At 68.7% G+C, this 23,934-nt stretch carries 23 protein-coding genes, 1 rRNA gene and 1 riboswitch; of the genes, 7 read left to right on the top strand and 17 right to left on the bottom strand.

What is annotated here, in order from left to right; genetic code table 11:
- Positions 1-167: 167 nt before the first annotated feature.
- On the bottom strand, positions 168-1,169 hold the full coding sequence (locus G3I71_RS31310) for an EamA family transporter (protein ID WP_164320038.1): 1,002 nt from the start codon (positions 1,167-1,169) through the stop codon (positions 168-170).
- A gap of 94 nt (positions 1,170-1,263) precedes the next feature.
- Complete coding sequence (locus tag G3I71_RS31305; RefSeq protein WP_164319866.1) at positions 1,264-1,848, bottom strand: Clp protease N-terminal domain-containing protein; 585 nt, start codon at positions 1,846-1,848, stop codon at positions 1,264-1,266.
- A 207-nt stretch (positions 1,849-2,055) separates the two neighbouring features.
- Here G3I71_RS31305 and G3I71_RS31300 point away from each other — a divergent pair, with 207 nt between their 5' ends.
- Positions 2,056-2,244 (top strand): hypothetical protein, encoded by a 189-nt coding sequence (locus G3I71_RS31300; RefSeq protein WP_164319830.1) that lies wholly within the window; start codon positions 2,056-2,058, stop codon positions 2,242-2,244.
- Positions 2,245-2,351: 107 nt separating this feature from the next.
- Positions 2,352-2,780 (top strand): SRPBCC family protein, encoded by a 429-nt coding sequence (locus G3I71_RS31295; protein WP_164319863.1) that lies wholly within the window; start codon positions 2,352-2,354, stop codon positions 2,778-2,780.
- A gap of 118 nt (positions 2,781-2,898) precedes the next feature.
- Here the strand turns inward: G3I71_RS31295 and G3I71_RS31290 are convergent, their stop codons facing one another.
- Positions 2,899-3,546, bottom strand: a complete 648-nt coding sequence (locus G3I71_RS31290; protein ID WP_164319861.1) for a PadR family transcriptional regulator — start codon at positions 3,544-3,546, stop codon at positions 2,899-2,901.
- Between the two features lie 195 nt (positions 3,547-3,741).
- Between G3I71_RS31290 and G3I71_RS31285 the strand changes: the two genes are divergently transcribed.
- On the top strand, positions 3,742-4,440 hold the full coding sequence (locus G3I71_RS31285) for a response regulator transcription factor (protein ID WP_164319859.1): 699 nt from the start codon (positions 3,742-3,744) through the stop codon (positions 4,438-4,440).
- 124 nt (positions 4,441-4,564) lie between these two features.
- Positions 4,565-5,374 carry a PhzF family phenazine biosynthesis protein gene (locus G3I71_RS31280; RefSeq protein ID WP_164319857.1) on the top strand — a complete coding sequence of 270 codons (810 nt, stop codon included), beginning with the start codon at positions 4,565-4,567 and terminating at the stop codon, positions 5,372-5,374.
- An 80-nt stretch (positions 5,375-5,454) separates the two neighbouring features.
- On the opposite strand, the gene G3I71_RS31275 is transcribed toward G3I71_RS31280, so the two are convergent.
- Together G3I71_RS31275 and G3I71_RS31270 are read right to left on the bottom strand one after the other, a co-directional pair.
- Entirely contained in the window at positions 5,455-6,255 is an 801-nt protein-coding gene (locus tag G3I71_RS31275; RefSeq protein ID WP_164319855.1) for a type II CAAX endopeptidase family protein, read from the bottom strand.
- Positions 6,256-6,502: 247 nt separating this feature from the next.
- Positions 6,503-8,020: a glutamate--cysteine ligase gene (locus G3I71_RS31270; RefSeq protein WP_164319853.1), complete on the bottom strand. Its 1,518-nt coding sequence runs from the start codon at positions 8,018-8,020 to the stop codon at positions 6,503-6,505.
- A 571-nt stretch (positions 8,021-8,591) separates the two neighbouring features.
- Between G3I71_RS31270 and G3I71_RS31265 the strand changes: the two genes are divergently transcribed.
- Both G3I71_RS31265 and G3I71_RS31260 read left to right on the top strand, forming a co-directional pair.
- The gene (locus G3I71_RS31265; RefSeq protein ID WP_164319851.1) at positions 8,592-9,176 is read left to right on the top strand and encodes a hypothetical protein; all 585 of its coding nucleotides are present in this window, start codon (positions 8,592-8,594) and stop codon (positions 9,174-9,176) included.
- A gap of 376 nt (positions 9,177-9,552) precedes the next feature.
- A complete protein-coding gene (locus tag G3I71_RS31260; RefSeq protein ID WP_164319849.1) occupies positions 9,553-9,747 on the top strand; it encodes a DUF5999 family protein in 195 nt (64 codons plus the stop codon).
- A gap of 142 nt (positions 9,748-9,889) precedes the next feature.
- On the opposite strand, the gene gcvP is transcribed toward G3I71_RS31260, so the two are convergent.
- The gene (gene gcvP, locus G3I71_RS31255; protein ID WP_164319847.1) at positions 9,890-12,775 is read right to left on the bottom strand and encodes an aminomethyl-transferring glycine dehydrogenase; all 2,886 of its coding nucleotides are present in this window, start codon (positions 12,773-12,775) and stop codon (positions 9,890-9,892) included.
- Between the two features lie 180 nt (positions 12,776-12,955).
- A riboswitch (glycine riboswitch) is annotated at positions 12,956-13,050 on the bottom strand.
- Positions 13,051-13,162: 112 nt separating this feature from the next.
- Between gcvP and G3I71_RS31250 the strand changes: the two genes are divergently transcribed.
- A complete protein-coding gene (locus G3I71_RS31250; RefSeq protein WP_164319845.1) occupies positions 13,163-13,534 on the top strand; it encodes a PRC-barrel domain-containing protein in 372 nt (123 codons plus the stop codon).
- On the opposite strand, the gene G3I71_RS31245 is transcribed toward G3I71_RS31250, so the two are convergent.
- From G3I71_RS31245 to rrf, 11 genes are all read right to left on the bottom strand, one after another.
- Positions 13,456-14,910, bottom strand: coding sequence for a DNA polymerase IV (locus tag G3I71_RS31245; protein ID WP_164319843.1), 1,455 nt, complete (start codon positions 14,908-14,910; stop codon positions 13,456-13,458). The genes G3I71_RS31250 and G3I71_RS31245 overlap by 79 nt on opposite strands.
- 54 nt (positions 14,911-14,964) lie before the next feature.
- Positions 14,965-15,609, bottom strand: coding sequence for a MerR family transcriptional regulator (locus G3I71_RS31240; protein WP_164319841.1), 645 nt, complete (start codon positions 15,607-15,609; stop codon positions 14,965-14,967).
- 277 nt (positions 15,610-15,886) lie between these two features.
- On the bottom strand, positions 15,887-16,360 hold the full coding sequence (locus tag G3I71_RS31235; protein ID WP_164319839.1) for a bifunctional nuclease family protein: 474 nt from the start codon (positions 16,358-16,360) through the stop codon (positions 15,887-15,889).
- Positions 16,361-16,445: 85 nt separating this feature from the next.
- Positions 16,446-17,180: a MerR family transcriptional regulator gene (locus G3I71_RS31230; RefSeq protein WP_164319837.1), complete on the bottom strand. Its 735-nt coding sequence runs from the start codon at positions 17,178-17,180 to the stop codon at positions 16,446-16,448.
- A gap of 43 nt (positions 17,181-17,223) precedes the next feature.
- A complete protein-coding gene (locus G3I71_RS52380) occupies positions 17,224-17,760 on the bottom strand; it encodes an FHA domain-containing protein (protein WP_275409307.1) in 537 nt (178 codons plus the stop codon).
- 487 nt (positions 17,761-18,247) lie between these two features.
- Positions 18,248-19,141: a DUF881 domain-containing protein gene (locus tag G3I71_RS31220; protein WP_164319834.1), complete on the bottom strand. Its 894-nt coding sequence runs from the start codon at positions 19,139-19,141 to the stop codon at positions 18,248-18,250.
- A gap of 5 nt (positions 19,142-19,146) precedes the next feature.
- Positions 19,147-19,479 carry a small basic family protein gene (locus tag G3I71_RS31215; RefSeq protein ID WP_003988855.1) on the bottom strand — a complete coding sequence of 111 codons (333 nt, stop codon included), beginning with the start codon at positions 19,477-19,479 and terminating at the stop codon, positions 19,147-19,149.
- Positions 19,476-20,372: a DUF881 domain-containing protein gene (locus tag G3I71_RS31210; protein ID WP_239149447.1), complete on the bottom strand. Its 897-nt coding sequence runs from the start codon at positions 20,370-20,372 to the stop codon at positions 19,476-19,478. Before G3I71_RS31210 ends, G3I71_RS31215 begins: the two co-directional genes overlap by 4 nt.
- Positions 20,373-20,482: 110 nt before the next feature.
- Positions 20,483-22,978 carry a mannose-1-phosphate guanyltransferase gene (locus G3I71_RS31205; RefSeq protein WP_164319832.1) on the bottom strand — a complete coding sequence of 832 codons (2,496 nt, stop codon included), beginning with the start codon at positions 22,976-22,978 and terminating at the stop codon, positions 20,483-20,485.
- A gap of 111 nt (positions 22,979-23,089) precedes the next feature.
- On the bottom strand, positions 23,090-23,698 hold the full coding sequence (locus G3I71_RS31200; RefSeq protein ID WP_164319831.1) for a CDP-alcohol phosphatidyltransferase family protein: 609 nt from the start codon (positions 23,696-23,698) through the stop codon (positions 23,090-23,092).
- Between the two features lie 109 nt (positions 23,699-23,807).
- Positions 23,808-23,924, bottom strand: a 5S ribosomal RNA gene (gene rrf, locus G3I71_RS31195).
- Positions 23,925-23,934 lie beyond the last annotated feature (10 nt).

Raw genomic sequence — 23,934 nt, 5'->3', positions numbered from 1 at the left:
AGTTGACGAAAGGACCCGGCCCCTCAGGGCTCCACGGGGTCCTCTGACGTCGTCTGCGGGCAGCACCGTTCAGCCCGACGGCGATACGTCGGACACGTTCTCCGGAGAGCCCGCCTCAGGCGGCCGGAGGCGGCAGGACGAGTGCGCGTGCGTGCATGATCACGACCCTATGCGGCGGTACGGCGGTCCGCCACATCCTTTTCGGGTCCCCGGGCGACCGGCTCCGCCGACCCCTTGGCGGGCGCCGACGACTGCGCGATGAACGCGCCCACGAGCACCACCGAGCCCCCGATGATCTGCGGCGCCGACAGATGCTCGCCCAGCAGCACCCAGGCCAGCACGGTCGCGATGACCGCCTCCAGACAGGCCACGACACCGGCGACCTGCGGCGAGAGCCGCCGTACGGCGAGCACACCGGTGACGTAGGCGACGACCGTGGCGACCAGCACGAGCCAGCCCAGCAGCAGCCCGGCCGCGACGGGCGTGCCGTCCATGTGCGCGGTGCCCGCGAGCACGGACCAGTCCATGCGCCAAGGACGCACGACGACGGTCAGCACGAGGGCGCCGACCAGGAGGCCGTAAGCGATGACACCGAGGGGGTCCGGCGCCTCGTCGCCCGCGTCGCTGCCCTGGTCGGACAGGAGGAAGTAGCCGACCTGGCAGCAGGCGGCGGCGAGGGCGAGCAGCAGCCCCACGGCGTCGAAGCTCAGCCCGGACCACACCTCCACGACACAGGCGAGCCCGCCGACCGCGAGGACGACACCGAGCCCGGCGGCACGGGTCACCGGCCGCCGCTGCACGAACCGCACCCAGCCCAGCACGAGGGCGGGTGCGAGGTACTCGACGAGCAGCGCGACCCCGACAGGGATACGGGAGATCGCGGCGAAGTAGAAGGCCTGGACGCCGGCCACGGCGAGCAGGCCGAACCCGGCGAGCAGCGCGGGGCGCCGACGCACCAACGCGCGGTGTCGCACGGCCAGGGGCAGCATCACGAGGGCGGCACCCGTCACGCGCAGCCACACCACGTGCAGCGGATCGAGGCCCGCCTCGATCAAGGGCTTGGCCACGACCCCCGACCCGCCGAACGCGACCGCCGACACGAGCGCGAGCCCGAGCCCGACTCCCTTGCCCCGACCGACCCCACCACTCCCTGACGTACACACCGGCACATGATGACAGGCGACGACATGACCGTCACCCCCGATGACACCTGTCTCACCGACCGGACGGGCCCACAGAGGTCGGCCGAGCATGCCCCGCCCCTCAGCCGACGCCGTCAACGCCCTCGGCGTATTCCTCGTATCCCGCTGCCGCCATCAGTTCGACCTGTAGCAGCCGTGCCGGCAGCTCCCTCGCGTCGACTCCACCCCGTCGCAGCACCTCGACGGCCCGGGACTGCGGATCCACGACGATCGCCGCGAGCAGATCGACACCGCGGGCCCGTGCGTCACCGCGGCGCCCGGCCCGCTCGCACGCCTCCTCCAACGCGCCCGCCGCGACCGGCGACCAGCCCGCCGTGTGCGCCACCCCCGGCAGCACGGGCAGGGCCCCCGAGTCCTCGACCGAGCCCTGCCAGCGCAGCCCGTAGCCGATGCTGCGCTGCACGAGATAGCCGAGCAGCCGCGCGACCTGCTGGTCCCCGCCCTCGAACACCGTGCGCACCTCGGGATCGGACTCCAGGAGCGAGTGCAGCAGATGGGCCGTGTCGATCTGCCGGTCCCCGTCCCGCAACGCCCGTCTGCGCGCGCCGGCGACCACCGCTGCCAGCTCGGTGGTGAGCCTGGCATCGTTGTCCACACGGTTCGCACCGTGCTCAGTGGTCGACTGCCGGGGGATACGGGGTTGCACATCCCCACCCCATCAGTCCCAGCGGATCCGGTCATCCTCGCGAGGCACCATTTCCGCGTCCCACGGAGGGTGGGCATGGAGCACGGAATCTCCTCCTTACGGAGGACATCACGCCGCTCCGGCACCAATCCGACGCAAGGGGCGCGCACCCTCATTCCGCGCGCCTCTGGCGCAACCGGGGCACCCGCTCGCACGTCCCACTCCAACATGGAGAGCAGGTGCTGGCTGGTGGCGCTGCCGGCCACGGACGGCAGACAGTATGTGTACCGGGTGTACGCCCCGGAGGACGCGCTGCTCGCCGACCTGTTCTGGGAGGCGTGGCACTGTCATGACGAGGGCCCCTTCCCGCGCGCGTGGGACCTGTTCGACGCGGCGGAGATACAGCGGGTGGGCTGAGGCCGCGCCCCCTCCCGCAGCAGATCTGATGCCCCGTCAGTATTGATTGTTCCAGCCCTTGCGGCTACCTTCCGCGACACCGCAGCCCGAGACACAGAGGTGGTCGCATGGCCGAAATTAGCGCGGAGGCACACATCCAGGCGCCGGCGGAGAAGATCTGGGCGCAGCTGACGGACTGGTCGGCGTACGGAGCGTGGAACGCGACCCACACGAGCTTCCCCAAGGGCGGCCCCTCGGCATTCGAGGTCGGCGGCACCTTCGAGGAGAACATGAAGCTGATGGGCTTCCCGGCCGAGGTCGAGTGGACCATCGAGGAGTTGGAGGCCGCCCGCACGCTGGCCATCCGGGGCAAGGGCCCGATGGCGGTGATCGTCGCCACGCGCTACACCCTCACGCCCGACGGCGACGCCACGACCGTCCGTATCGACGGCGAGTTCACCGGCGCGGCCGTCTCCCTGATGGCCGGCAAACTGAAGGACTCGGGGACGGCCGCCCTGAACGAGTCTCTGCGCAAACTGGCCGGCCTGGTCGCCTGAGCCCGGCCGCAAGCGCCGACCGACAACGCACAGGCGCCCCGCGGACACTTCCGCGGGGCGCCTGCGCGCGCTGGGGGACGCGCCGCCGGGGGCGGCCACGTCTGACGAGGACGGCCCATCAGTCCTCGTCGGCGAGGATCAGATACAGCTTCTTGCGCGCTTCGTTGATCACCGTGAGCGCCTTCTCGCGCTGCTCCTTGGAGCCCGTCTTCCAGACCTGACCGAAGGCCTCCATCAGACCGAAGCCGGCCTGGCGGATGTCGCTCAGCGCCTCCCAGTCGACGCCGCGTCCGGCCTCTTCCCAGGGTGCGTCGGGGCCCTCGTCAGCCGCTGTGCGACCGGACTCGGTGAGCGCGAACAGCTTCTTGCCGCCCTCGCTCTCGTTGGCGATCAGGCCCTCGTCCTCCAGCAGCTGAAGGGTGGGGTAGACCGAGCCGGGGCTGGGCTTCCACGCCCCTCCGCTGCGCTCGGCGATCTCCTGGATCATCTCGTAGCCGTGCATGGGCCGGTCCTTCAGCAGGGCCAGGATCGACGCGCGGACGTCACCGCGCCGCGCCCTGCCCCGCGGTCCGCCCCGACCTCCGCGCCCACCCCAGGGACCCGGGCCGAAGCCAGGACCGCCGGGACCGCCGAAACCGGGCCCGAAGGGACCGAAGGCGGCTCGCCGCCCCTCGAAGCCGCCCCGCCCGAAGCCTCGGGGGCCGCCATGACCGTGTGCGTGTCCGGGACCGAAGCCCGGACCGAATTCTTCTCCATGGGAACGCATCGCAACCACTCCATTCGTTGTGTTGTCTTTGATCTGTCGCGATGCGTTAACGATATATCGGAATAGCTCGCCCGACAACCCCTGCACGGAAGTGACCCAGGCCACAGTAGAAACGATGACGTTTCGATAGCGCCGAGAGCTAGGCTGACGCAAGCAAAGTGAACGAAACGGTTTCGTACAAGGAGAGTGCCCCCCATGGCCTCCGTACTCGTCGTACACCGCCAGTCCCTGCAGCGTCTCGGACTGCGCATGCTGCTGGCGGCCCAGCCCGACCTGACCGTCGTCGGTGAGGCGACGAGCGGCGTGGAGGCGGTTCGCATGAGCGCCGCGCTCGGACCCGACGTCGTCCTGATGGACAGCTTGGTGGTCGACACGGACGGTGTCGACATCATCCGCCGTATCAGCCGGCCCCCCACTCTGTTGCCGGTCTCCGAACCGGCGAGAGCCGCAGGACACCGCCCGCGCGTGCTGGTCCTGACCCCCACCGGCCACGAGCGGCACGCCTACGCGGCCCTGCGCGCCGGAGCCGGCGGGTTCCTTCCCCAGGACGCCACCCCCGAAGAACTGACCGCGGCCGTCCGCATCGTTGCCGCCGGAGACGCCGTCACCACTCCCAGCCTCACCCGCGCGCTCATCGACACCGTCCGGCACGAACGCACCATCGGCTCGCTGGAACGGGAAACCGAGCTCGGCGCACTCACCAGGCGCGAACGGGACGTCCTCACCGCCGTCGCAGCCGGCTGGTCCAACTCCGAGATCGCCACCCGTCTGTCCATCTCACCGACCACGGTCAAGTCCCACGTCAGCCGCATCCTCACCAAGATCGGCGCACGCGCGCGCGTGCAGGCGGTGGTCTTCGCATACGAGTCCGGCCTGGTACGACCGGCAGCCTGACGCTCCGCGCCGCCCAGCACCCCCACCTGCCCGACCCGCCCCACCCGGTCAGCCGCCGAAGCAGGTCCAGCACCTGGGAATTGGCTTTGGTCCCCCACCCCGCCACCCGTCTAGCGTCGTCCCCATGCGCATTCGAATCGTCGACGCCTTCACCGACCGCCCCTTCGCCGGCAACCCGGCCGGCGTCATGCTCCTCGACGCCTTCCCGGACGACACCCGGCTCCAGCGGATCGCCCTGGAGGTCAACCACGCCGAGACGGCGTTCGCCCACCGTCTGCCCGAGGGCGGCGAGGCCGACTGGGCGCTGCGCTGGTTCACCCCGGCCGCCGAGGTCGCGATGTGCGGCCACGCCACACTCGCCACGGCCCATGTCCTGCACACCACCGGCTCCCACTCGGGCCCCGTACGGTTCGCCACCCTCAGCGGTGTCCTCAGCGCCACGCCCCACGAGGACGGCTCGATCACCCTGGACTTCCCGACCGCTCCCCTGACCCGCGTCGAGCTGCCCGCCGGAATCGCCGAGGCCCTGGGCGCCGAGCCGCTCGCGGCCTTCGACACCGGCCCGAACATCAACGACCTGCTGGTCGAGGTCGCCGACGAGAAGACGGTCCTTGGTCTCACCCCCGACCTCAAGGCCCTCAGCGCCCACTCGGAACGCGGCGTCATCGCCACCGCCCGCGCGGACAACCCCGCCGAGGGCTACGACTTCGTCTCGCGCTGCTTCTTCCCCCGGATCGGCATCGACGAGGACCCGGTCACCGGCAGCGCCCACACGGCCCTCGCCCCCTACTGGTCCGAGCGCATCGGCCGCCCCGGCCTCACAGGCCTCCAGGCGTCCGCCCGCACCGGCCTGGTCCGCACGGAACTCCGCGGCGACCGCACCCTGCTGACCGGCCGAGCGGTCACCACCATCGACGGCACGTTGCTCGTCTGAGGCATCCAGACCGGACGAAAGGGGCGCACGAAACCGTCGTACGCCCCTCAGCTCGTGAGCAGCTCACCCCTCCGTGCCGCTCACGCGGTGGGCAGCCACGGCAGCTTCCCCGCCAGCAGCGCGTACCCGACGAACGCCCCGATGTCGAGCAGCGAGTGCGCCACGACCAAGGGCCCCACCCGGCCCCACCGCCGGTAGAGGTACACGAACACCACCCCCATCACCATGTTGCCGATGAACCCGCCGATGCCCTGGTAGAGGTGGTAAGACCCGCGCAGCACGGAACTGGCCACCAGCGCCGTCCCCGGGGTCCACCCCAACTGGTTCAGCCGGCGCAGCAGATAGGCGACGACGATCACTTCTTCCAGTACGGCGTTCTGCACCGCCGAGAGGATCAGCACCGGGAACTTCCACCACACCTCGGGCAGCGCCTCCGGCACCACCGTGAGGTTGAGGCCGAGGCCACGGGCCGCCAGGTAGAAGGCGATTCCGCTGCTGCCGATCACCGCCGCGACGGCGGCTCCGCGGCTGAGGTCGGGCCAGGGCCGGGTACGGTCGAAGCCCAGCGTGCGCAGCCCCTTCCCCTCGCGCAGCAGGAAGTGCGCGACCAGGGCGACCGGTACCAGTGACGTCGTGATGCCGAAGAGCTGCCAGGCGAGGTCCAGCCATGGACGCCCCGGTGCCGCCGACGCGTTCAGGGTGGCCGCCTGGTCCTTGAGGCCGCCCGGTTTCGTGACCGACCCGACAAAGCTGATCAGGGCGGATACGCCGCTCGCCCCGAGGGAAAGCCCCAGAACCAACAGCGTCTCGTCCCGGAGAGTCCGTCGCGACGGCCGCTCCTCAGGAACAGAACCGGCCACCGCGCCCGCCTCCACCTGCACTCCTGCCTCCAGTTGTGTAGTCCCGCCGCTTCCGGCGCGCCTCCCCGTTTCCCTGCCATACGGCCCGGCACCCGAATCAGCTCATACGGCTGTTTCGCGGCACGTGTGCTGTTGACCAGGGAGGGACACCACCGTCATGGGACATCACAGCTTGCCCGATCGACCTGAGGAGGGCGCGGGTGACCCCCGCGCACGCGCCGGCCACCGCACGGGAGCCACAGCGACGGCACTCTTTGTCTCTGGGTGCTCACCCCAGGGGCACCGGCTCCGGCAGCCCCACGGGCCAGGTGTGCACCGGCTCCCCGAGGTGCATCAGCTCGCTGTAGCGACGGGTGGTCGCGGCAAGCGCGGCCTCCCGGGACAGCCCCTTCTCCAGAGCCCGGTGGAAGGTGGCCGCCTGCCAGGACGCTCCGTTGGCCCGTCGCCGGCACCGTTCGTCGATCACCCCGAGGTACAGGTCCCGGTCGGCGGGTTCGACCCCCCACGCGTCGAGGCCGGCCGCGGCGAGGGGCAGTAGTTCGTCCCGTACGAGTTGCACGGCGTCGACCTCCGCCGTGCCGCCGAACCGGCCGCCCCGGGGCCAGCGGAGCCGCGCGTCGATGCCGTGCCGGCAGGCGGCGTCGAAGTTGGCTGCGGCGGCCTCGAAGGGCAGCCGGGTCCACACCGGCCGGGGCTCCTCGGCGAGCGCCCGGACGACCCCGTAGTAGAAGGCCGCGTTGGCGATGACGTCCGTGACGGTGGGCCCGGCGGGCAGCACCCGGTTCTCGACGCGCAGATGCGGAACGCCGTCCGCGATGCCGTAGACCGGGCGGTTCCAGCGGTACACGGTGCCGTTGTGCAGCACGAGCTCGCCGAGCTTCGGCACTCCTCCGGCGTCGAGGACGCTCAGCGGATCCTCGTCGTCGCAGATCGGCAGCAGCGCCGGGTAGTAGCGCAGGTTCTCCTCGAAGAGGTCGTACGCCGACGAGATCCACCGCTCCCCGAACCAGGTGCGCGGCCGTACGCCCTGCGCCTGCAGCTCCGGCGGACGCGTGTCCGTGGACTGGGTGAACAGCGGGGGCCTCGACTCGCGCCACAGCTCGCGGCCGAACAGGAACGGCGAGTTGGCCCCGATCGCCACCTGCGCGGCGGCGATCGCCTGAGCCGCGTTCCACACATCGGCGAACCGCGCCGGAGTGACCTGGAGATGCAGTTGCACGGAGGTGCAGGCGGCCTCCGGAACGATGGACTTGGACGTGCACGACAGGCGCTCCACGCCCTCGATGTCGAGGGTGAAGTCCTCGCCGCGGGCTGCCACGATCTGATCGTTGAGCATGACGTAACGGTCGACGTCGGAAAGGTTGGAGGAGACCAGGTCGTCACGCTCGAGCGTCGGCAGAATGCCGATCATCATGATCCCCGCGTCCACCTCGCTCGCTTTCCGGTGGGCATATGCCAGTGACGTACGGAGCTCTTCGGCGAGCCGGTCGAATACCCGACCTGCGAGACGGTGGGGGGCAATGTTGACTTCCAGATTGAACATGGCGAGTTCTGTTTGGAAATCTCGGCTCGCGATCCTTTCGAGTACTTGCCCATTCATCATTTTCGGCATCCCGTCGGGCCCGACAAGATTCAGCTCGATCTCCAGGCCCAGGAGATTCTTCGGGCGGTCGAACCGCTTCTCCGCCAGCAGCCGCTCCAGCCCCGTCAGACACTGCCGGAGCTTGGTGCGGTAGCGCTGGCGATCGGACAGGTCGAACGGCCCCGCCACGACCTTCTCCCCCATCGGAGCGTCCCTCCTCGAATGGGCGGGCCGAAGATCCGGCCGCTGATGTCCCGGGTCACGTGGGATAATGCCCACCAAACGCGATCGATAACGTCCCGCGCGTTCCCGTCACCCGCTACGCTGGCCGACGTGACCCCCGGCACATTCGTCCGGCATGGCACAGCAGACGGTTCGGGCCGGTGCGACCCGACAGTTTCGCGCACTTGCGAACTCGTGAAAAACGCCGACGACAATTGGCCGACCGCCTCCGGCACATCTACCGAGGTCATCGCCGTACGACCGTCGAGAGTCGGTAGAAACACCGCTCAACACCGACTCAACAAGCCCTTGCTCTTCACGCGGAAAACAGTTAGACGAAACATAGTCAGAACACGTGTCGTATAAACTCCGCGAACAAGGGCAGAGAGTCGGCGCCCAGGTCCTGGGTCCTGCCATCCAGGTGACGTCGGCAGGCCGCACCCCGTCAGTGCACCCGGCCCCCGCCTCTTCGGCCCCGAGACTTCGAGAGCTGACAGCGCCGTCCGCCCCCGCCCTCGCGCCACCGTGCCTGTCGAATGAGAGGCGTTCCACCATGCCCCTGCATGTTCCCCCGGCTCCCGCGCCCGCACTGCGCACCGTCCTCACGGCACTCGGTTCCCCCACCGCCGTCCGTGAGGCTCGCACCCCAGCTCTTCGCAACGCCCAGGGGCCCACCACCCCCGAACTCCCGCTGCCCGTGCACGTCCTGGACCGGATCACCCCCGAGGGCACGTCCGCCACCCGGCTGACCGGGTGGCGCTTCCTGATCCGCGCCGGCGACCGCGCGGTGGCCGCGGCCGAGACCACGCTGACCCCCGACGGCTGGGCCTTCTCGCACTTCTTCGAAGGGCCCTACATCGCCTCCACCGAGCGCGCTCTGCGCCAGGCAGAGACGATGAAACAGCCCTACCAGGCGCGCCTGCTCTCCGTCCCAGGGCTGTACATGCTCACGCTCTGGCTGCACGGCGACATCACCGCCGACGGAGCCGAGGGACACCCCGCCGCGACCGACCTGCTCGTCCCACTGGCGCCGGCCCCGCCAGGTATCGCGGCCCACCGTCCGCACCGGGTCGCGGAGCTGCTCCCCGTCCTGACCCATCGGGTGACTCCGGCCCCGCTGCTGACTTCCCCCGCCTGACAGCACACGACACGACACTCTCCGTATTCCCATGTGCCCCGCCGCCGAATTTCCGGCGGCGGGGCACATTGCTCTTTCGCGCGCGATTACGCTCGTACGAGCCATAAAGGGCCTGCACCCTGCCCGGACTAGCCCTATCCGGCCATCAGAAACCACCCGAAGGGACAGCCCAGTTGGGCTGAACCGTCCGCCCGGGTGATGCGTCTTGAACCTGTGAGAAGTCGTGCGGCTAAATACCTGCGGATTGACGCCCGTGGGGCAACACTGGGCTCCAAACGATTTATCACAACGGGGGGCGGCCATGAACAGTGCTTCGAGCCGCGGGACAGACACCACAGCCATCTCACACTCCACGACAGAGCGAAAGATCCCATCAATGTGCCAGCACCAGCCATCGTGCCCGACAGCTCACTCCACCGACCGGGAGTCCGCCCGTCTCATGGCGCACCACCCGGAACAGGGATGGAGCCTGCTGTGCAACGGCGTGCTCCTCTTCGAGGACACCGGTGAGCTCCTGCCCGACGGCCAGATCATCGCCCCGCACCGCCCGGCGGTGATGACGGCCGCGTGACGGCCGCGCACACGGACGAAGGGCAGCCTCCCGACGTCAGGAGCGACTGCCCGAACCGACTGCCCGAACAACCGAACAGACGAAGAGGGGCCGGCCCGCAGACACCTGCTGCGAACCGGCCCCGACGCATGTCCGAGGGTGACTACTCCTCGTAGGCGTCCAGCGGCGGGCAGGAACAGACCAGGTTCCGGTCGCCGAAGGCCTGGTCGATCCGGCGCACCGGCGGCCAGTACTTGTCGGCCGCCGAGACCCCGGCCGGGAAGACCGCCTCCTCGCGCGTGTAGGCGTGCGTCCACTCCCCGCCGAGCGCGGCGGCGGTGTGCGGCGCGTTCCGCAGCGGGTTGTCGTCGGCCGGCCAGTCGCCCGCGCCGACCTTCTCGATCTCGCCGCGAATGGCGATCATCGCCGCGCAGAAGCGGTCCAGCTCCCCCAGGTCCTCGGACTCCGTCGGCTCGATCATCAGCGTCCCTGCGACCGGGAACGACATCGTCGGCGCGTGGAAGCCGTAGTCGATCAGCCGCTTCGCGATGTCGTCGACGCTCACGCCCGTCGCCTTGCTGATCGGCCGCAGATCGATGATGCACTCGTGCGCGACCAGGCCGCCGGGACCGGTGTAGAGCACCGGGTAGTGCGGCTCCAGCCGCTTGGCGATGTAGTTGGCGCTCAGCACGGCCACCTGCGTGGCCCGCTTCAGACCCTCGCCGCCCATCAGCCGGACGTACGCCCACGAGATCGGCAGGATGCCCGCAGAACCCCAGGGCGCCGCCGAGATCGGCCCCACACCGGTCTCGGGCCCGGCCGCGGGCTGCAGGGGGTGGTTGGGCAGATAGGGGGCGAGGTGCGCCCGCACCCCCACCGGGCCCACGCCGGGACCGCCGCCCCCGTGCGGGATGCAGAACGTCTTGTGCAGATTCAGATGCGAGACGTCCCCGCCGAAGTGCCCCGGTTTGGCCAGCCCCACCAGCGCGTTGAGGTTGGCCCCGTCGACGTAAACCTGCCCACCGGCCTCGTGCACCTGGGCGCAGATGTCGGCGACATGCTCCTCGAACACCCCGTGCGTGGACGGGTACGTGATCATCAGCACCGACAGCTCGTCCCGGTACTGCTCGATCTTGGCCCGCAGATCCTCGACGTCGATCTCACCGTCCCCGGCGGTCTTCACGACGACGACCTTCATGCCGGCCATGACGGCACTGGCCGCGTTGGTCCCGTGCGCGGACGACGGAATCAGACAGACCGTCCGCTGCTCGTCGCCATTGGCCCGGTGGTATCCGCGTACGGCGAGCAGCCCGGCCAGCTCGCCCTGCGAACCGGCGTTCGGCTGGAGCGACACCTTGTCGTACCCGGTGACCTCTGCGAGCTGCTCCTCCAGCTCACGGATGAGCGTCAGATAGCCCTGCGCCTGCTCGGCGGGTGCGAAGGGGTGCAGCTGGCCGAACTCGGGCCAGGTGACCGGCTCCATCTCGGTGGTCGCGTTGAGCTTCATGGTGCAGGAGCCCAGCGGGATCATGCCGCGGTCGAGCGCGTAGTCACGGTCGGCGAGCCGGCGCAGGTAGCGCAGCAGCGCGGTCTCGGAGTGGTACTGGTGGAAGACGGGGTGCGTGAGGATCTCATCGGTGCGCAGCAGCGCCTCCGGCAGCGTGTCCTCGGCGGACACGTCGAGCGCCTCGATGTCGCCGTCGACCCCGAACGCGGTCCATACGGCGCCCAGTTGAGCCCGGTTGGTGGTCTCGTCGCAGGAGACGGACAGCCGGTCGGCGTCGACGAGGTGCACATTGACCCCGTGCTCGCGCGCGGCAGCGGCGACCTCCCCGGCCTTCCCCGGCACCCGCGCGGTGAGCGTGTCGAAGTAAGCCCCGTGGACGACCTCGACACCGCCCGCGGTCAGTCCCGCGGCGAGGATCGTGGCGTACCGGTGGGTGCGCCGGGCGATGGTCCGCAACCCCTTGGGGCCGTGGTGGACGGCGTACATGCCTGCCATCACCGCCAGCAGGACCTGGGCCGTGCAGATGTTGCTGGTCGCCTTCTCGCGGCGGATGTGCTGCTCCCGCGTCTGCAGGGCGAGCCGGTACGCCTTGTGCCCGTCCGCGTCCACGGAGACACCCACGAGCCGCCCGGGCAGGCTGCGCGCGAACTGCTCGCGCACGGCCATGTATCCGGCGTGCGGCCCGCCGAAGCCCATCGGCACGCCGAACCGCTGGGTCGTACCGACCGCGATGTCCGCGCCGAACTCACCGGGTGAGGTGAGCAGCGTCAGGGCGAGCAGATCGGCGGCGACGGTGACCAAGGCGCCGAGCCCGTGCGCCTGTTCGACGACGGGCTTCAGGTCCCGTACGGCACCGGAGGCGCCCGGGTACTGAAGGAGCACACCGTTGATCTCGCGCCCGGCGATGTCGTCCGGGATGCCCGCGCTCAGGTCGGCGACGACGACCTCGACGCCGACGGGCTCGGCCCGTGTCTCGATCACTGCGATGGTCTGCGGCAGGGCGTCCGCGTCGACGAGGAAGAGCCCCTTCCTGTTCTTGCCCATGCGCCGCGACAGCGCCATCGCCTCGGCGGCCGCGGTGCCCTCGTCGAGCAGCGAGGCACCGGAGGTGGGCAGCCCGGTGAGGTCGGCGACCATGGTCTGGAAGTTCAGCAGCGCTTCGAGGCGCCCCTGCGAGATCTCCGGCTGGTACGGCGTGTACGCGGTGTACCAGGCCGGGTTCTCCATCACGTTCCGCAGGATGACCGGCGGGGTGAAGGTTCCGTAGTATCCGAGTCCGATCATGGACCCCAGTACCTGGTTCCGGTCGGCCAGCGACCGCAGCTCGGCCAGCACCTCGGCCTCGGTGCGGGCGGCCGGCAGATCGAGAGCGTCGGCGTTCCTGATCACATCCGGGACCGCGGCGGCCGTCAGCTCGTCGAGCGAGCCGTACCCGACCTGGGCGAGCATCTTGGCCCGGTCCTCTTTGTCGGGCCCGATGTGACGCCGTTCGAAGGGCGTTCCCTGTTCGAGTACGGCGAGCGGAGTGCGGTGGGCGGTCATTACGGAGGCCTCCTGGTCGTCGCGACCTTCGAGGGGCACCACGGCACGGGTGCCCGAACGGCCTCCCCCTCTGTCATCTCAACCTGAGAGCTTCACCGGTCCGCCAACGCGCTGACGTCCCGGCTTTCACCGTCGGTGAGAGCGGAAGCCGTCGGCATCCGCTCTACTTTCCAGAGTGACCTCGTCCGTGCGGTACAGGGGCCTGAGAGATTCCGGGGAGGATTTGCTCCTTCGGCGTCCTCCGAGGTTCCGGAGGACTCTCCCGCACAGGGTCAGCAGCCACTGGCCAGCCTATCAGCGGGCCCCACACACACCTTCGAGTGGCCGCCTTCCCCGAAGTGCTCTTTTGTAGTGCTTACGGATGAGTTGCGACCATTGGGAGGGCCCGTGCAGACCGACATCGATCCGCGCAACCTGATCGGCCGCAAGGCCTTCGACCGAAACGGCACCAAGATCGGCACGATCGACGAGATCTACCTCGACGACGCGACGGGAGTGCCGGAGTGGGCGGCCATAAGGACAGGGCTGTTCAGCAGGGACGCCTTCGTGCCCCTGGAGCCCAGCGAACTTGTCGACGGCACACTGCGCATCCCCTTCGAGCGGGCCCTGATCAAGGACGCCCCCGACTTCGGAGTGGGCCGCCACCTCTCCCCGGAGCAGGAACTGCAGCTCTACCACCACTACGGCCTCGACGTGGCTCCCCCTCCCCCGTTCCCGGACCACGACTTCGGCAGGCTGGCGGGTACGGAGGACGCCTGATCCACCGAATCCTCATCCGGACCGTCGGGTCTTCGCGGCGCGAGGGTCACCAACGGCAGCGGGTCCGCCGGCTCCAGTGCGGGATCGTCGGTCCGGAACGTACGCACCCGCCCCGGCTGCTCCGACTCCGGCGTCTCGAACCGGACGGTCACCCGCCCCAGCCCACTCCCCTGCACCCACCCGTGTCCGAAGTCGGCATGCCGCACGTCGTGCCCCGAGGTCCAGCGCCGCTCGGCGGGTGCCTCCTGCTCCTCGACGGCCTCACCCTCCGCCTCCTCGACCGGTTCAAGTGCCGCCAACTCTCCGGCGGCCTGGGCGAACAGATCCTCCTGCGTGTAGTCGGCCAGGCCGCTCACGCCGACCCCGAGCAGCCGGACGCCCCCGGTGGTGTCCACCGCCTCCAGGAGCCGGGCCGCCGCCTCCCGCACCACTCCGGGGTCGTCCGTGGGCCCCCGGAGCGTCTCGGACCGGGTGAGCGTGGAGAAATCGTACCGGCGCACCTTGAGGACGATGGTCCGCCCGGACAGCCCGGCACCGCGCAGCCGACGCACACACCGGTCGGCCAGCCGCTGCACCTCCGTCCCCACCCGGACCCGGTCGTGGATGTCCACGTCGTACGTGTCCTCGACCGACACGGACTTGGTCTCCCGCGCGGCCACCACGGGCCGCTCGTCGTGCGCCATCGCCATCGCGTACAGCGCGTGCCCGTGCGCCTTCCCCAGCAGCCGTACGAGCTCGTCCTCGCCCGCCTCGGCCAGCTCGTCGACCGTACTGATCCCGGTGCGCCGCAGATGGTCCCCGGTCGCGGGGCCGACCCCCGGCAGGGTCCGCACCGACATGGGCCCGAGCAGTGCCCGCTCGGTTCCCGGTTCGATCACGACCAGCCCGTCCGGCTTGGCCTGCTCCGAGGCGATCTTCGCGAGCATCTTGGAGGCGGCGAGCCCCACCGATCCCGTGAGCCCCGTGACCGCCCGTATGTCCGCGCGCAGCCTGCTCCCGGCCAGCCGCGCCGACGCCTCGTCCCAGGCCGCCTCCCCGGCCTCCAGGTCGACGAACGCCTCGTCCAGGCTCAACGGCTCAACCAGGGGCGACAGGGCGTGCAGGAGCCCCATGACCTGCTCGCTGATCAACTTGTAGAACCCGCCCCGGGGCACGAGATAGGCGGCGTTCGGCGCGAGTCTGCGCGCCTGCGCCATCGGCATCGCGGAGTGCACGCCGAAAACGCGGGCCTCGTACGACGCGGTGGCCACCACTCCGCGCGGCCCGAGCCCGCCCACGACAACGGCTTTCCCACGCAGACTCGGCTTGGACGCCTGCTCCGCCGAGGCGAAGAAGGCGTCCATGTCGAGATGCAGGATCGTGGGCGCGTTTCTCACATCACCGATGCTGCCCTACGCCACTGACAATGCCCCGGAACCCAGGGGCGCCGCTCAGACCGCCCGGTTGCGCCGCCGCGCCAGTTCGTCCGTGGGGTTGTGCCCGACGAGCGTCTCGCCGGTGTCGACGCGCTCCCCGTGCAACTGCGAGAGAGCGCTTTCCACATCGCGCCACACCACACCGACGGCGATTCCGAAAATACCCTGCCCGCCCTGGAGGAGCGCGTGCACCTCATCAGGGGAAGTGCACTCGTAGACGGTCGCACCGTCGCTCATCAGCGTCATGCGCTCCAGATCTCGGAACTCACACGCCCGGAGATGTTGAACCGCCGTGCGGATGTTCTGCAACGAGACGCCGGTGTCCAGAAAGCGCTTGACGATCTTCAGGACCACAACGTCCCGGAAGCTGTAGAGCCGCTGCGTCCCCGATCCGTGCGCGGGCCGCACACTCGGCTCGACCAGGCCGGTGCGCGCCCAGTAGTCCAACTGCCGGTACGTGATGCCCGCCGCCGCGCACGCCGTCGGGCCGCGGTAGCCGATCTCCTCGGACGCCATGGAAGTCGCCCCTCCGCTGCCTGTTACAGCCGTCGGCCGCCGCGGAACGTGATCGGCCGCGCTGCCGTGAAGCTGGTACGGGCCGCACTCCCCCAGACCGCGTCCGGGGGCACCCCCAGCCGTACCGTCGCCGCTGCTTCTCACGCCGACCTCCGTCCTTGAACTGCCTTATCGACGGTAGGCAGTCACCAGGGGCGCGTCAACGATCGCCACACTCGGCACGCCGAGTGATAATCACCCTAGGAGTGGTTTCCCGTGCCCCACCGCGGGGAAAGGCTAGCCGAATGTGCTCCGCGTGGGCCGCAGGACGCTCTCACACGCCGCTGGCAATTGCCATCATCCGTGACGTCGTGGGCGAAAAGATGCGCCCCACCGACCAGTGGGTCCGTGGGGCGGCCCGAGCCTCGTCAACCGTCGCAGCTCACTGGCTGTTGGTCCCGAAGTCCTCGGGAGAGATCTGGTCGAGGAACTCGCGGAACTTCTCCACCTCGTCCTCCTGCTCGTCCGGGATCGCGATCCCGGCGTCGTCGAGTACTCCGTCACTGCCGTAGATCGGCGTACCGGTACGCAGCGCCAGCGCTATGGCGTCGGACGGGCGGGCGCTCACCTCGACCCCGCTGGCGAACACCAGCTCCGCGTAGAAGACACCCTCGCGCAGATCCGTGATGCGCACTTCGGTGAGCTCCTGGCCGACGGCCTCCAGCACGTCCTTGAACAGGTCGTGGGTCAGCGGTCGTGCGGGGGCCATGCCCTGCTGGGCGAAGGCGATGGCCGTCGCCTCAGTCGGTCCGATCCAGATGGGAAGGTAACGGTCGCCTCCCACTTCACGCAGGAGCACGATCGGCTGGTTGGAGGGCATCTCGACCCGGACACCTACGACATCGAGCTCGTTCACACAGCAACCCTAGGCCGTGCCCGGGACGTTTGGGTAGTCGGGCACGGAACGGGTGACCGATCCACCCTCCGGCGACCCTCCGCACTCAGGGCTGCCGCACTCCCAGCGCGAGTCGCACCAAGGCCGCGTGCAGCTTCACCGTGAGCCCCGACAGTTCCTTGCTGCGGGCCTCCGCAAGGGCCCTGGTCTGCGGATTGCGATGACGCTTGAGAGGAGCCACCACCTGGTCGACCAGGCCGGCCTCGCGGTCGGCGGCGGCCTTCATCACCCGCAGATGCCGCGGCTCGATCCCGAACCGCCCCAACTCGGCGACAAGCGCGGCGACGGTGACCGTCTCCGCGTCGTACGCCCCGTCGGGCAGCGGCGCGACCAGCCCGTACGACTGCCACTCCTCGAGTTCCTCGTCGCCGATCTCGGCGGCGGCGAGCAGCTCGGCGCGGCCGATCCGCACGGCGGTGGGCCCCTCGGGCTCCAGAACCGGCTCGCCGTCCCGCTGGCGGCCGACGGTGGGGAGCGGGACGACCTCCCCACGCTCCATGGCGTCCAGGTACTCCCTGATCACCTTGAGCGGCAGATAGTGGTCCCGCTGCATTCTCAGGACATGGCCGAGGCGCTCGACGTCCTCCGGACTGAACTTGCGGTACCCCGACGGGGTCCGCTGCGGCTCGATGAGCCCCTCCGACTCCAGGAAACGGATCTTGGAGATGGTGACTTCGGGGAACTCGTCACGCAGCGCGTTCAGGACTGTGCCGATGCTCATAAGCCCACTGTCCGCGGCGGCGATGCCGTGCCCGGCACCGCCGCTCGGTGTTTGAAGCATGGACCTTCCCTGGGAATCCCCCCGGACTCAGTCCGGAGGAGGGTCAGTAGCCCCGCTGGCTCGCGTAGAACACCAGCCGGTACTTGCCGATCTGCACTTCGTCACCGTTCGACAGGGCGACCTGGTCGATCCGCTCGCGGTTGACGTACGTGCCGTTGAGGCTGCCCACGTCGGCGACCGTGAACATGCCGTCCTGGGCACGGCGGAACTCAACGTGCCGACGCGACACGGTCACGTCGTCCAGGAAGATGTCGCTCTGCGGGTGACGCCCGGCCGTGGTCAGCTCACTGTCCAGCAGGAAGCGGCTGCCCGAGTTCGGGCCACGGCGCACCACCAGAAGCGCCGACCCGAGCGGCAGCGCGTCCACCGCGGCCTGCGCCTCGGGCGAGAGCATCGGCATCTGCGTCTGACCGGTCACCTCGGCGTCGTACGCCTCGATGCCGGAGATGGAGATCGTGGACGTCGTCTCCGACGGACGCTCGGGGGTGACCCCGGCCCGCAGCGGCGCACCGCAGTTGGAGCAGAAGCGGCTGTTCTCCGCGTTGCGGTTACCGCACCTCGTACACACCAGGGCCGACATCGACGGATCCTCCTGCCGCGGCTGCCCCGCCGGGGCATTGGACGCATACGGATCGGAGGGAAACTCTCCACCCGAACTTGAGGTTGACGGTTCCCCGAAACCTATGCGCCCGGACTGGGCAGGGTCAACAGACGGCGCGCTCTGACCTCCCTGAACGTCACCGCCCGGACCGCCGACCTGATCCCGGAACAGCGGACGCTGGCCGTCCGCGTCGGGCTGTGCGCGATGGCGGGCGGTCGCGTTGTCGCTGTTGCCCTCTCGCGCGCTCTTGCCGAACAACTTCGCAAACAACTTCACGGGCGATTCCCCTTGACCGAAACAGACCCGCCCGTGGGGCAGGACGAACCCTGACTGCACCTACCGGTAGACCCGGACATCTTCACAACGTCCGCCGCCACCTGACAGTTTCCACCACGCACCACCCATTCGGTGCGCCGACCCCCCGCAACCTCATGCCCTCCCCGGACAGCCCCCATGCACCCCCGGTTCACTGGGAGGACGACCGAGCGTAGTCAGGCTGCTTCGCCGCTCGCAAGGCGTCCACGACGATCTTGTCCGCCCGCTCCACGGTAACGGTGGCCTGCTCCTTCTCCAGAGTCTGCACCACCCCTCCGGGGATGTTGAGCGCCGGTTCGAGGTCCTGCGGCTTACCGATGACCTTGAAACGATAGGGAGCGTCGATCTTGTTCCCGTCGACGCTCACTCCCCCACCGTCCTCGTCCGCCAGAAAGGTCCCCGCGACAACCCGTACACCGTTGACCTGGATCGCCTCGGCACCGGCCGCACGCAACTCCTGGATCGCGTCGAGCAGCATGTCAGCTTCGACCGTTCCCTTCGTGTCCTCGATGGTCAGCGTGATCCCGGGCCCCTGAGCGGCCACCGTGCCCGCCAGGATCCCGAGTTGCCGCTCCTTCTCGACCGTCTGCTTCCGGGCCTCCTCAGCCTGGTCCGAGCTGTTCTCCAACTCGGTCCGCTGATCTTCGAGACCCCGCTTCTCGTCCTCAAGACGCTGCGTACGGTCATCCAGTTCATCCAGGATGCGTACGAGATCCTCCTGACGCGCACCGCGCAGCGCACCGTCGTTGTCACTGGTGGACGCGACCTGCACGGCCAGCCCGAATCCCAGCCCGAACAGCAGCAGCGCGACGATGAGTTGGGCCCGGGTCACCCGAGGCGGCCACAGCCCCTTCCCCAGCCGCTGACGGCCGGTCAGGGACGGCTCGGTCCCCTCGCCGGCCACCGCGGCCCCCACGTCCAGGGCCTGCGCGTCCGAGGCCTCCGCGGGCGTGGCAGGGACCTCCTCGGGCAGTTCTTCGCGCAATCGCTTCTCGCCCGCCTCGGGGTGCTTGTCGCTCGCGTCGTTCTTGTCGTTGTCACTCATCGGCGTCAGGCCCGGAACACGTGCCGACGGATCGCCGCGGCATTCGAGAAGATACGGATACCGAGGACCACGACGACGCCGGTGGACAACTGGGCGCCCACACCCAGCTTGTCGCCCAGGAAGACGATCAGCGCGGCCACGACGACGTTCGACAGGAACGACACCACGAAGACCTTGTCGTCGAAGATGCCGTCCAGCATGGCGCGCAGACCGCCGAACACGGCGTCCAGGGCCGCGACGACAGCGATGGGAAGGTAAGGCTCGACGACCGCCGGCACCTCGGGCCGGACCAACAATCCAGCCACGACGCCCACGACGAGGCCCAGTACCGCGATCACGATGTGCCCTTCTCTGTTCTCGGCTGCGCTGTACGTACGATCACGCTCGGTGCGGCGGGCAGCCGGAGGTCGCTCTCCACGGAGATGCTGGTCCGGATGTCGAAGTTCTCCTGCAGCGCGTGCAGATACAGTCCGTCGGCGCTGTCCTGGAACCTGCTGCTCAGCCGCTTGCCGTCCCCCACCGCGAGTACCGTGTACGGCGGCACCAGCGGCTTGTTGTCGACCAGTATCGCGTCTCCCGCGGCCCGGATCGCCGACAGCGCCGTCAGCCGCTGCCCGTTGATGGCGATGGCCTCGGCACCCGACTGCCACAGCCCGTTCACGACCCGCTGCATGTCCCGGTCGCGCACCCGCCCGGTGTCGGAGAACCCGGAGGTCTCCCGCGCGTCCCCGCCGGCACCGCTGTCGGCTTCCTTCGCATCGTCCACGACGAGTTTGACGCCCGGCCCGTGCACCTCGGTCGCTCCCGACAGGATGCCCATCAGGTCGGCCTGGTCACCGCCGCCCTCCGACTTCAGGGCCGCACGCTGACGCGCGCTCACGTCGTCGCGCAACTGGTCGACCGTCTTCTCCAGCTTGTCGGCCGATTCGGTCTCGCGGTCGATGCGGTCGATCAGCTCTTCGCGCTCCTTGGCGATCACCGGCGCCGCTATCCGCGCCTGGGCCGCCCCCACGGTTACCACGAGAGCGGCGAGCACCAGACCGGCGGCAAGACCCAGCTTCGCTCTCAGCGGCTTCGGCAGCCCGCCGTCGCCCGCGGCCTTCCGACGCGCGGCAGCCTCGGCATACCCCTCGTCGAGGCTGTGGTCCATGACGTTGGTGAGCAGCGACATGGACGCGTCCGGGCGGGTTCGGCTCGTGGGGATGCTCCGAACGGGGGGCTGCTGCGGCATGCCGCACATCGTCCCACGTCGCGACCACTGCCTCCGAACGGGCCCACCGGCGTGCCGGACAGGCCCCCTTGGGGAACTCCCGTCCGGCACGCATGCGTGGAGACGTCGATTCAGCGACCGGCACCGTCCACAACGGCGGACCACTCGTCGAGCAGGGCCTGAGCGGAAGCGTCGTCCGGCCCTTCGGCCCACAGATGCGTGACGGCCTCCGCCGGGTCCGGCAGAACCATCACCCACCGCCCGTCGGTCTCGACCACGCGCACCCCGTCGGTCGTGTCGACGAACCGCTCTCCGGCCTCCTCCACAACCCGCCGCATGACAAGTCCCTTGACGGCCCAGGGAGTCGCCAGATCCCGCTTCAGGACGTGCGCCCGCGGAATCCTGGCATCGATCTGGCTGAGCGTGAGCTGAGTCCGCGCGACCAGCCCGATAAGCCGTACGAAGGCCGCCGAACCGTCGAACACGCTGCTGAACTCAGGGATGATGAAACCACCGCGCCCATCCCCGCCGAAGATGGTCGACTCATCGCGCCCGACCCGGGTCAGATCGTCGGGCGATGTAGTGGTCCACTCCACCTGTGTGCCGTGATAGGCGGCGACCTGCTCGGCAATTCGGGTGGTGGTCACCGGCAGCGCCACTCTCCCACTGCGCCGTTCCGCGGCCACCAGATCGAGCATGACGAGCAACGCCCGATCGTCCTCGATGATCCGCCCCTTCTCGTCGACGAGCGAAAGCCGCTCACCCACCGGATCGAAACGCACTCCGAAGGCGGCACCCGCCGACGCCACGATCTCTCCGAGCCGCACCATCCCGGACCGCCGGGTGTCCGCGGTCTCCGTCGGCCTGGACTCGTCGAGACCGGGATTGATGGTCAGCGAATCGACCCCGAGTTTCCCGAGCAGACTGGGCAGCACCAGTCCCGCACTGCCGTTGGACGCATCCACGACAACCTTGAGCCCGGACTCCGCGATCCCGGTCGTATCGACATTCCGCAGCAATGACCCTGTGTACGAGTCGAACACACTGGCCGGGAAATGCAGATCCCCGATCTCCCCAGGGAACGCGCGTCGGTACTCCTGCCGCGCGAACACCCGGTCCAGCTTCCGCTGGCTCGCCTGCGAGAGGTCGGCCCCCTGCCCGTCGAAGAACATGATGTCGACGGAGTCAGGCACACCGGGTGTCGTCCGGATCATGATCCCCCCGGCACTCCCCCGAGCGGTCTGCTGCCGAGCCACCGGCAGCGGTACGTTTTCCAGGTCTCGTACGTCGATGGCGCTGGTCTGCAACGCGGAGATCACCGCCCGCTTCAGCGCGCGGGCTCCGCGGGAGTGGTCGCGGGCGGTGGTGACAGTGGACCCCTTCTTCAAGGTCGTCGCGTAGGCACCTGCCAACCGCACCACCAGCTCGGGAGTGATCTCGACGTTCAGGATTCCGGACACTCCGCGGGCACCGAAGAGATGCGCCTGCCCCCTCGATTCCCAGATCACCGAGGTGTTCACGACGGCGCCGGCCTCGATCGTCTTGAACGGGTAAACGCGCACGTTCCCCTGAATGATCGATTCCTCACCGACGAGGCACTCGTCGCCGATGATCGCTCCGTCCTCGATCCGCGCCGCGCGCATGATGTCGGTGTTCTTCCCGATCACGCAGCCACGCAGATTGCTGTGCTGACCGATGTACACGTTGTCGTGCAGCACGGCCCTGTGCAGAAAGGCCCCGCTCTTGACGACCACGTTCGAGCCGACAACGGTGTGCTCCCGGATTTCCACGCCGGCCTCGACCTTGGCGTAGTCCCCGATGTAGAGGGGACCGCGGAGCACGGCATCGGGATGCACCTCCGCGCCCTCCGCGACCCATACTCCGGGCGAGATCTCAAAACCGTCGAGCTCGACATCGACCTTGCCCTCTAGGACGTCGGCCTGCGCCTTCACGTAGCTCTCGTGTGTACCGACGTCTTCCCAGTACCCCTCGGCGATGTAGCCGTAGACCAGCCGGCCTTCCTTCATCAGCTGCGGGAAGACGTCACCGGACCAGTCGACGGAAACATCGGCCTCGACGTAGTCGAAGACCTCGGGTTCCATGACGTAGATGCCGGTGTTCACGGTGTCGGAGAAGACCTGTCCCCAGGTCGGCTTCTCGAGGAAGCGCTCGACCTTGCCCTCCTCGTCGACGATGGTGATACCGAATTCCAGTGGATTCGGCACCCTCGTCAAGCAGACAGTGACGAGCGCACCCTTTTCCTTGTGGAAATTGATGAGCTCGGTGAGGTCGAAGTCGGTCAGCGCATCACCGGAGATGACGAGGAAGGTGTCGTCCTTCAACGCCTCTTCGGCGTTCTTGACGCTTCCGGCGGTACCGAGTGGCTTCTCCTCATTGGCATAGGTGAGTTCCATCCCGAGCTCTTCACCGTCACCGAAGTAGTTCTTGACGAGCGAGGCCAGGAACTGAACAGTGACGACTGTCTCGTTGAGCCCATGCCTTTTGAGCAGCCGTAGCACGTGCTCCATGATCGGCCGATTGGCCACTGGTAGGAGCGGCTTGGGCATGCTTGAGGTCATTGGGCGAAGGCGCGTGCCTTCGCCTCCGGCCATCACGACGGCCTTCATGTCGGAAGCGTCCTCCTTGAAGAGACGGTCTAGCCGACTTCACCCGTCCAGATTGTCCCGCACTTTTTCGAAGCGGGCCATCGAGCCACTACAGTCGCCCAATCGGCGAGCTCAATCGGCCATGGCGTCCGCACGGACCAGCCGGCGGACTTGTACCACGTAGAGGACTCCTGCCCACCAATACAGGGTTGTACCCCATCCGGCGAACGCCCATCCGAAAACAGCAGCGAGTGACGAGATCCATCCACTTCCGTCACTGAGTAGAAGTAGCGGGAAGGCGTACATCAGGTTGAACGTAGCGGCCTTCCCCAGGAAGTTCACCTGCGGCGGCGGATACCCATGACGTCTGAGGATACCCACCATCACCAGCAGAACCAGCTCTCGCGCCAGCAGCGCAGCGGTCAACCAGATTGGCAGAATCTCGCGCCATGTGAGGCCGACCAAAGTCGAGAGAATGTAGAGCCGGTCGGCTGCGGGATCAAGTAGCCGGCCAAGACCGCTGATCTGGTTCCAGCGTCTCGCGAGCTTGCCGTCCAGATAGTCACTGATCCCGCTCAGCATCAGCACCAGGAGTGCCCAGCCGTCACTCTTCGGACCGCCGAACTCAGGCCGAAGGATCAGCCACAGAAAAACGGGCACGCCAACAAGACGCGCCATGCTGAGGATGTTCGGGATGGTGAGGACCCGGTCTGTCTGGACGCGGGTCTCCTGAACCTCCACCCGGGGGCCTCCTGTAGAAAACGAGCCAACGATGCCCCCTGACCTTACCTCAACGCAAAAAAGCTCCGGCTCTTGGGCGGTATGCCCAAGAGCCGGAGCTATAAAAGGAGTTCGGCGGTGTCCTACTCTCCCACAGGGTCCCCCCTGCAGTACCATCGGCGCTGTGAGGCTTAGCTTCCGGGTTCGGAATGTAACCGGGCGTTTCCCTCACGCTATGACCACCGAAACACGGTGAA

The organism is Streptomyces sp. SID12501, from assembly GCF_010550245.1.
In the GTDB taxonomy this organism is placed as follows: Bacteria; Actinomycetota; Actinomycetes; order Streptomycetales; family Streptomycetaceae; genus Streptomyces.
This window is presented reverse-complemented; position numbering and strand designations above follow the sequence as displayed.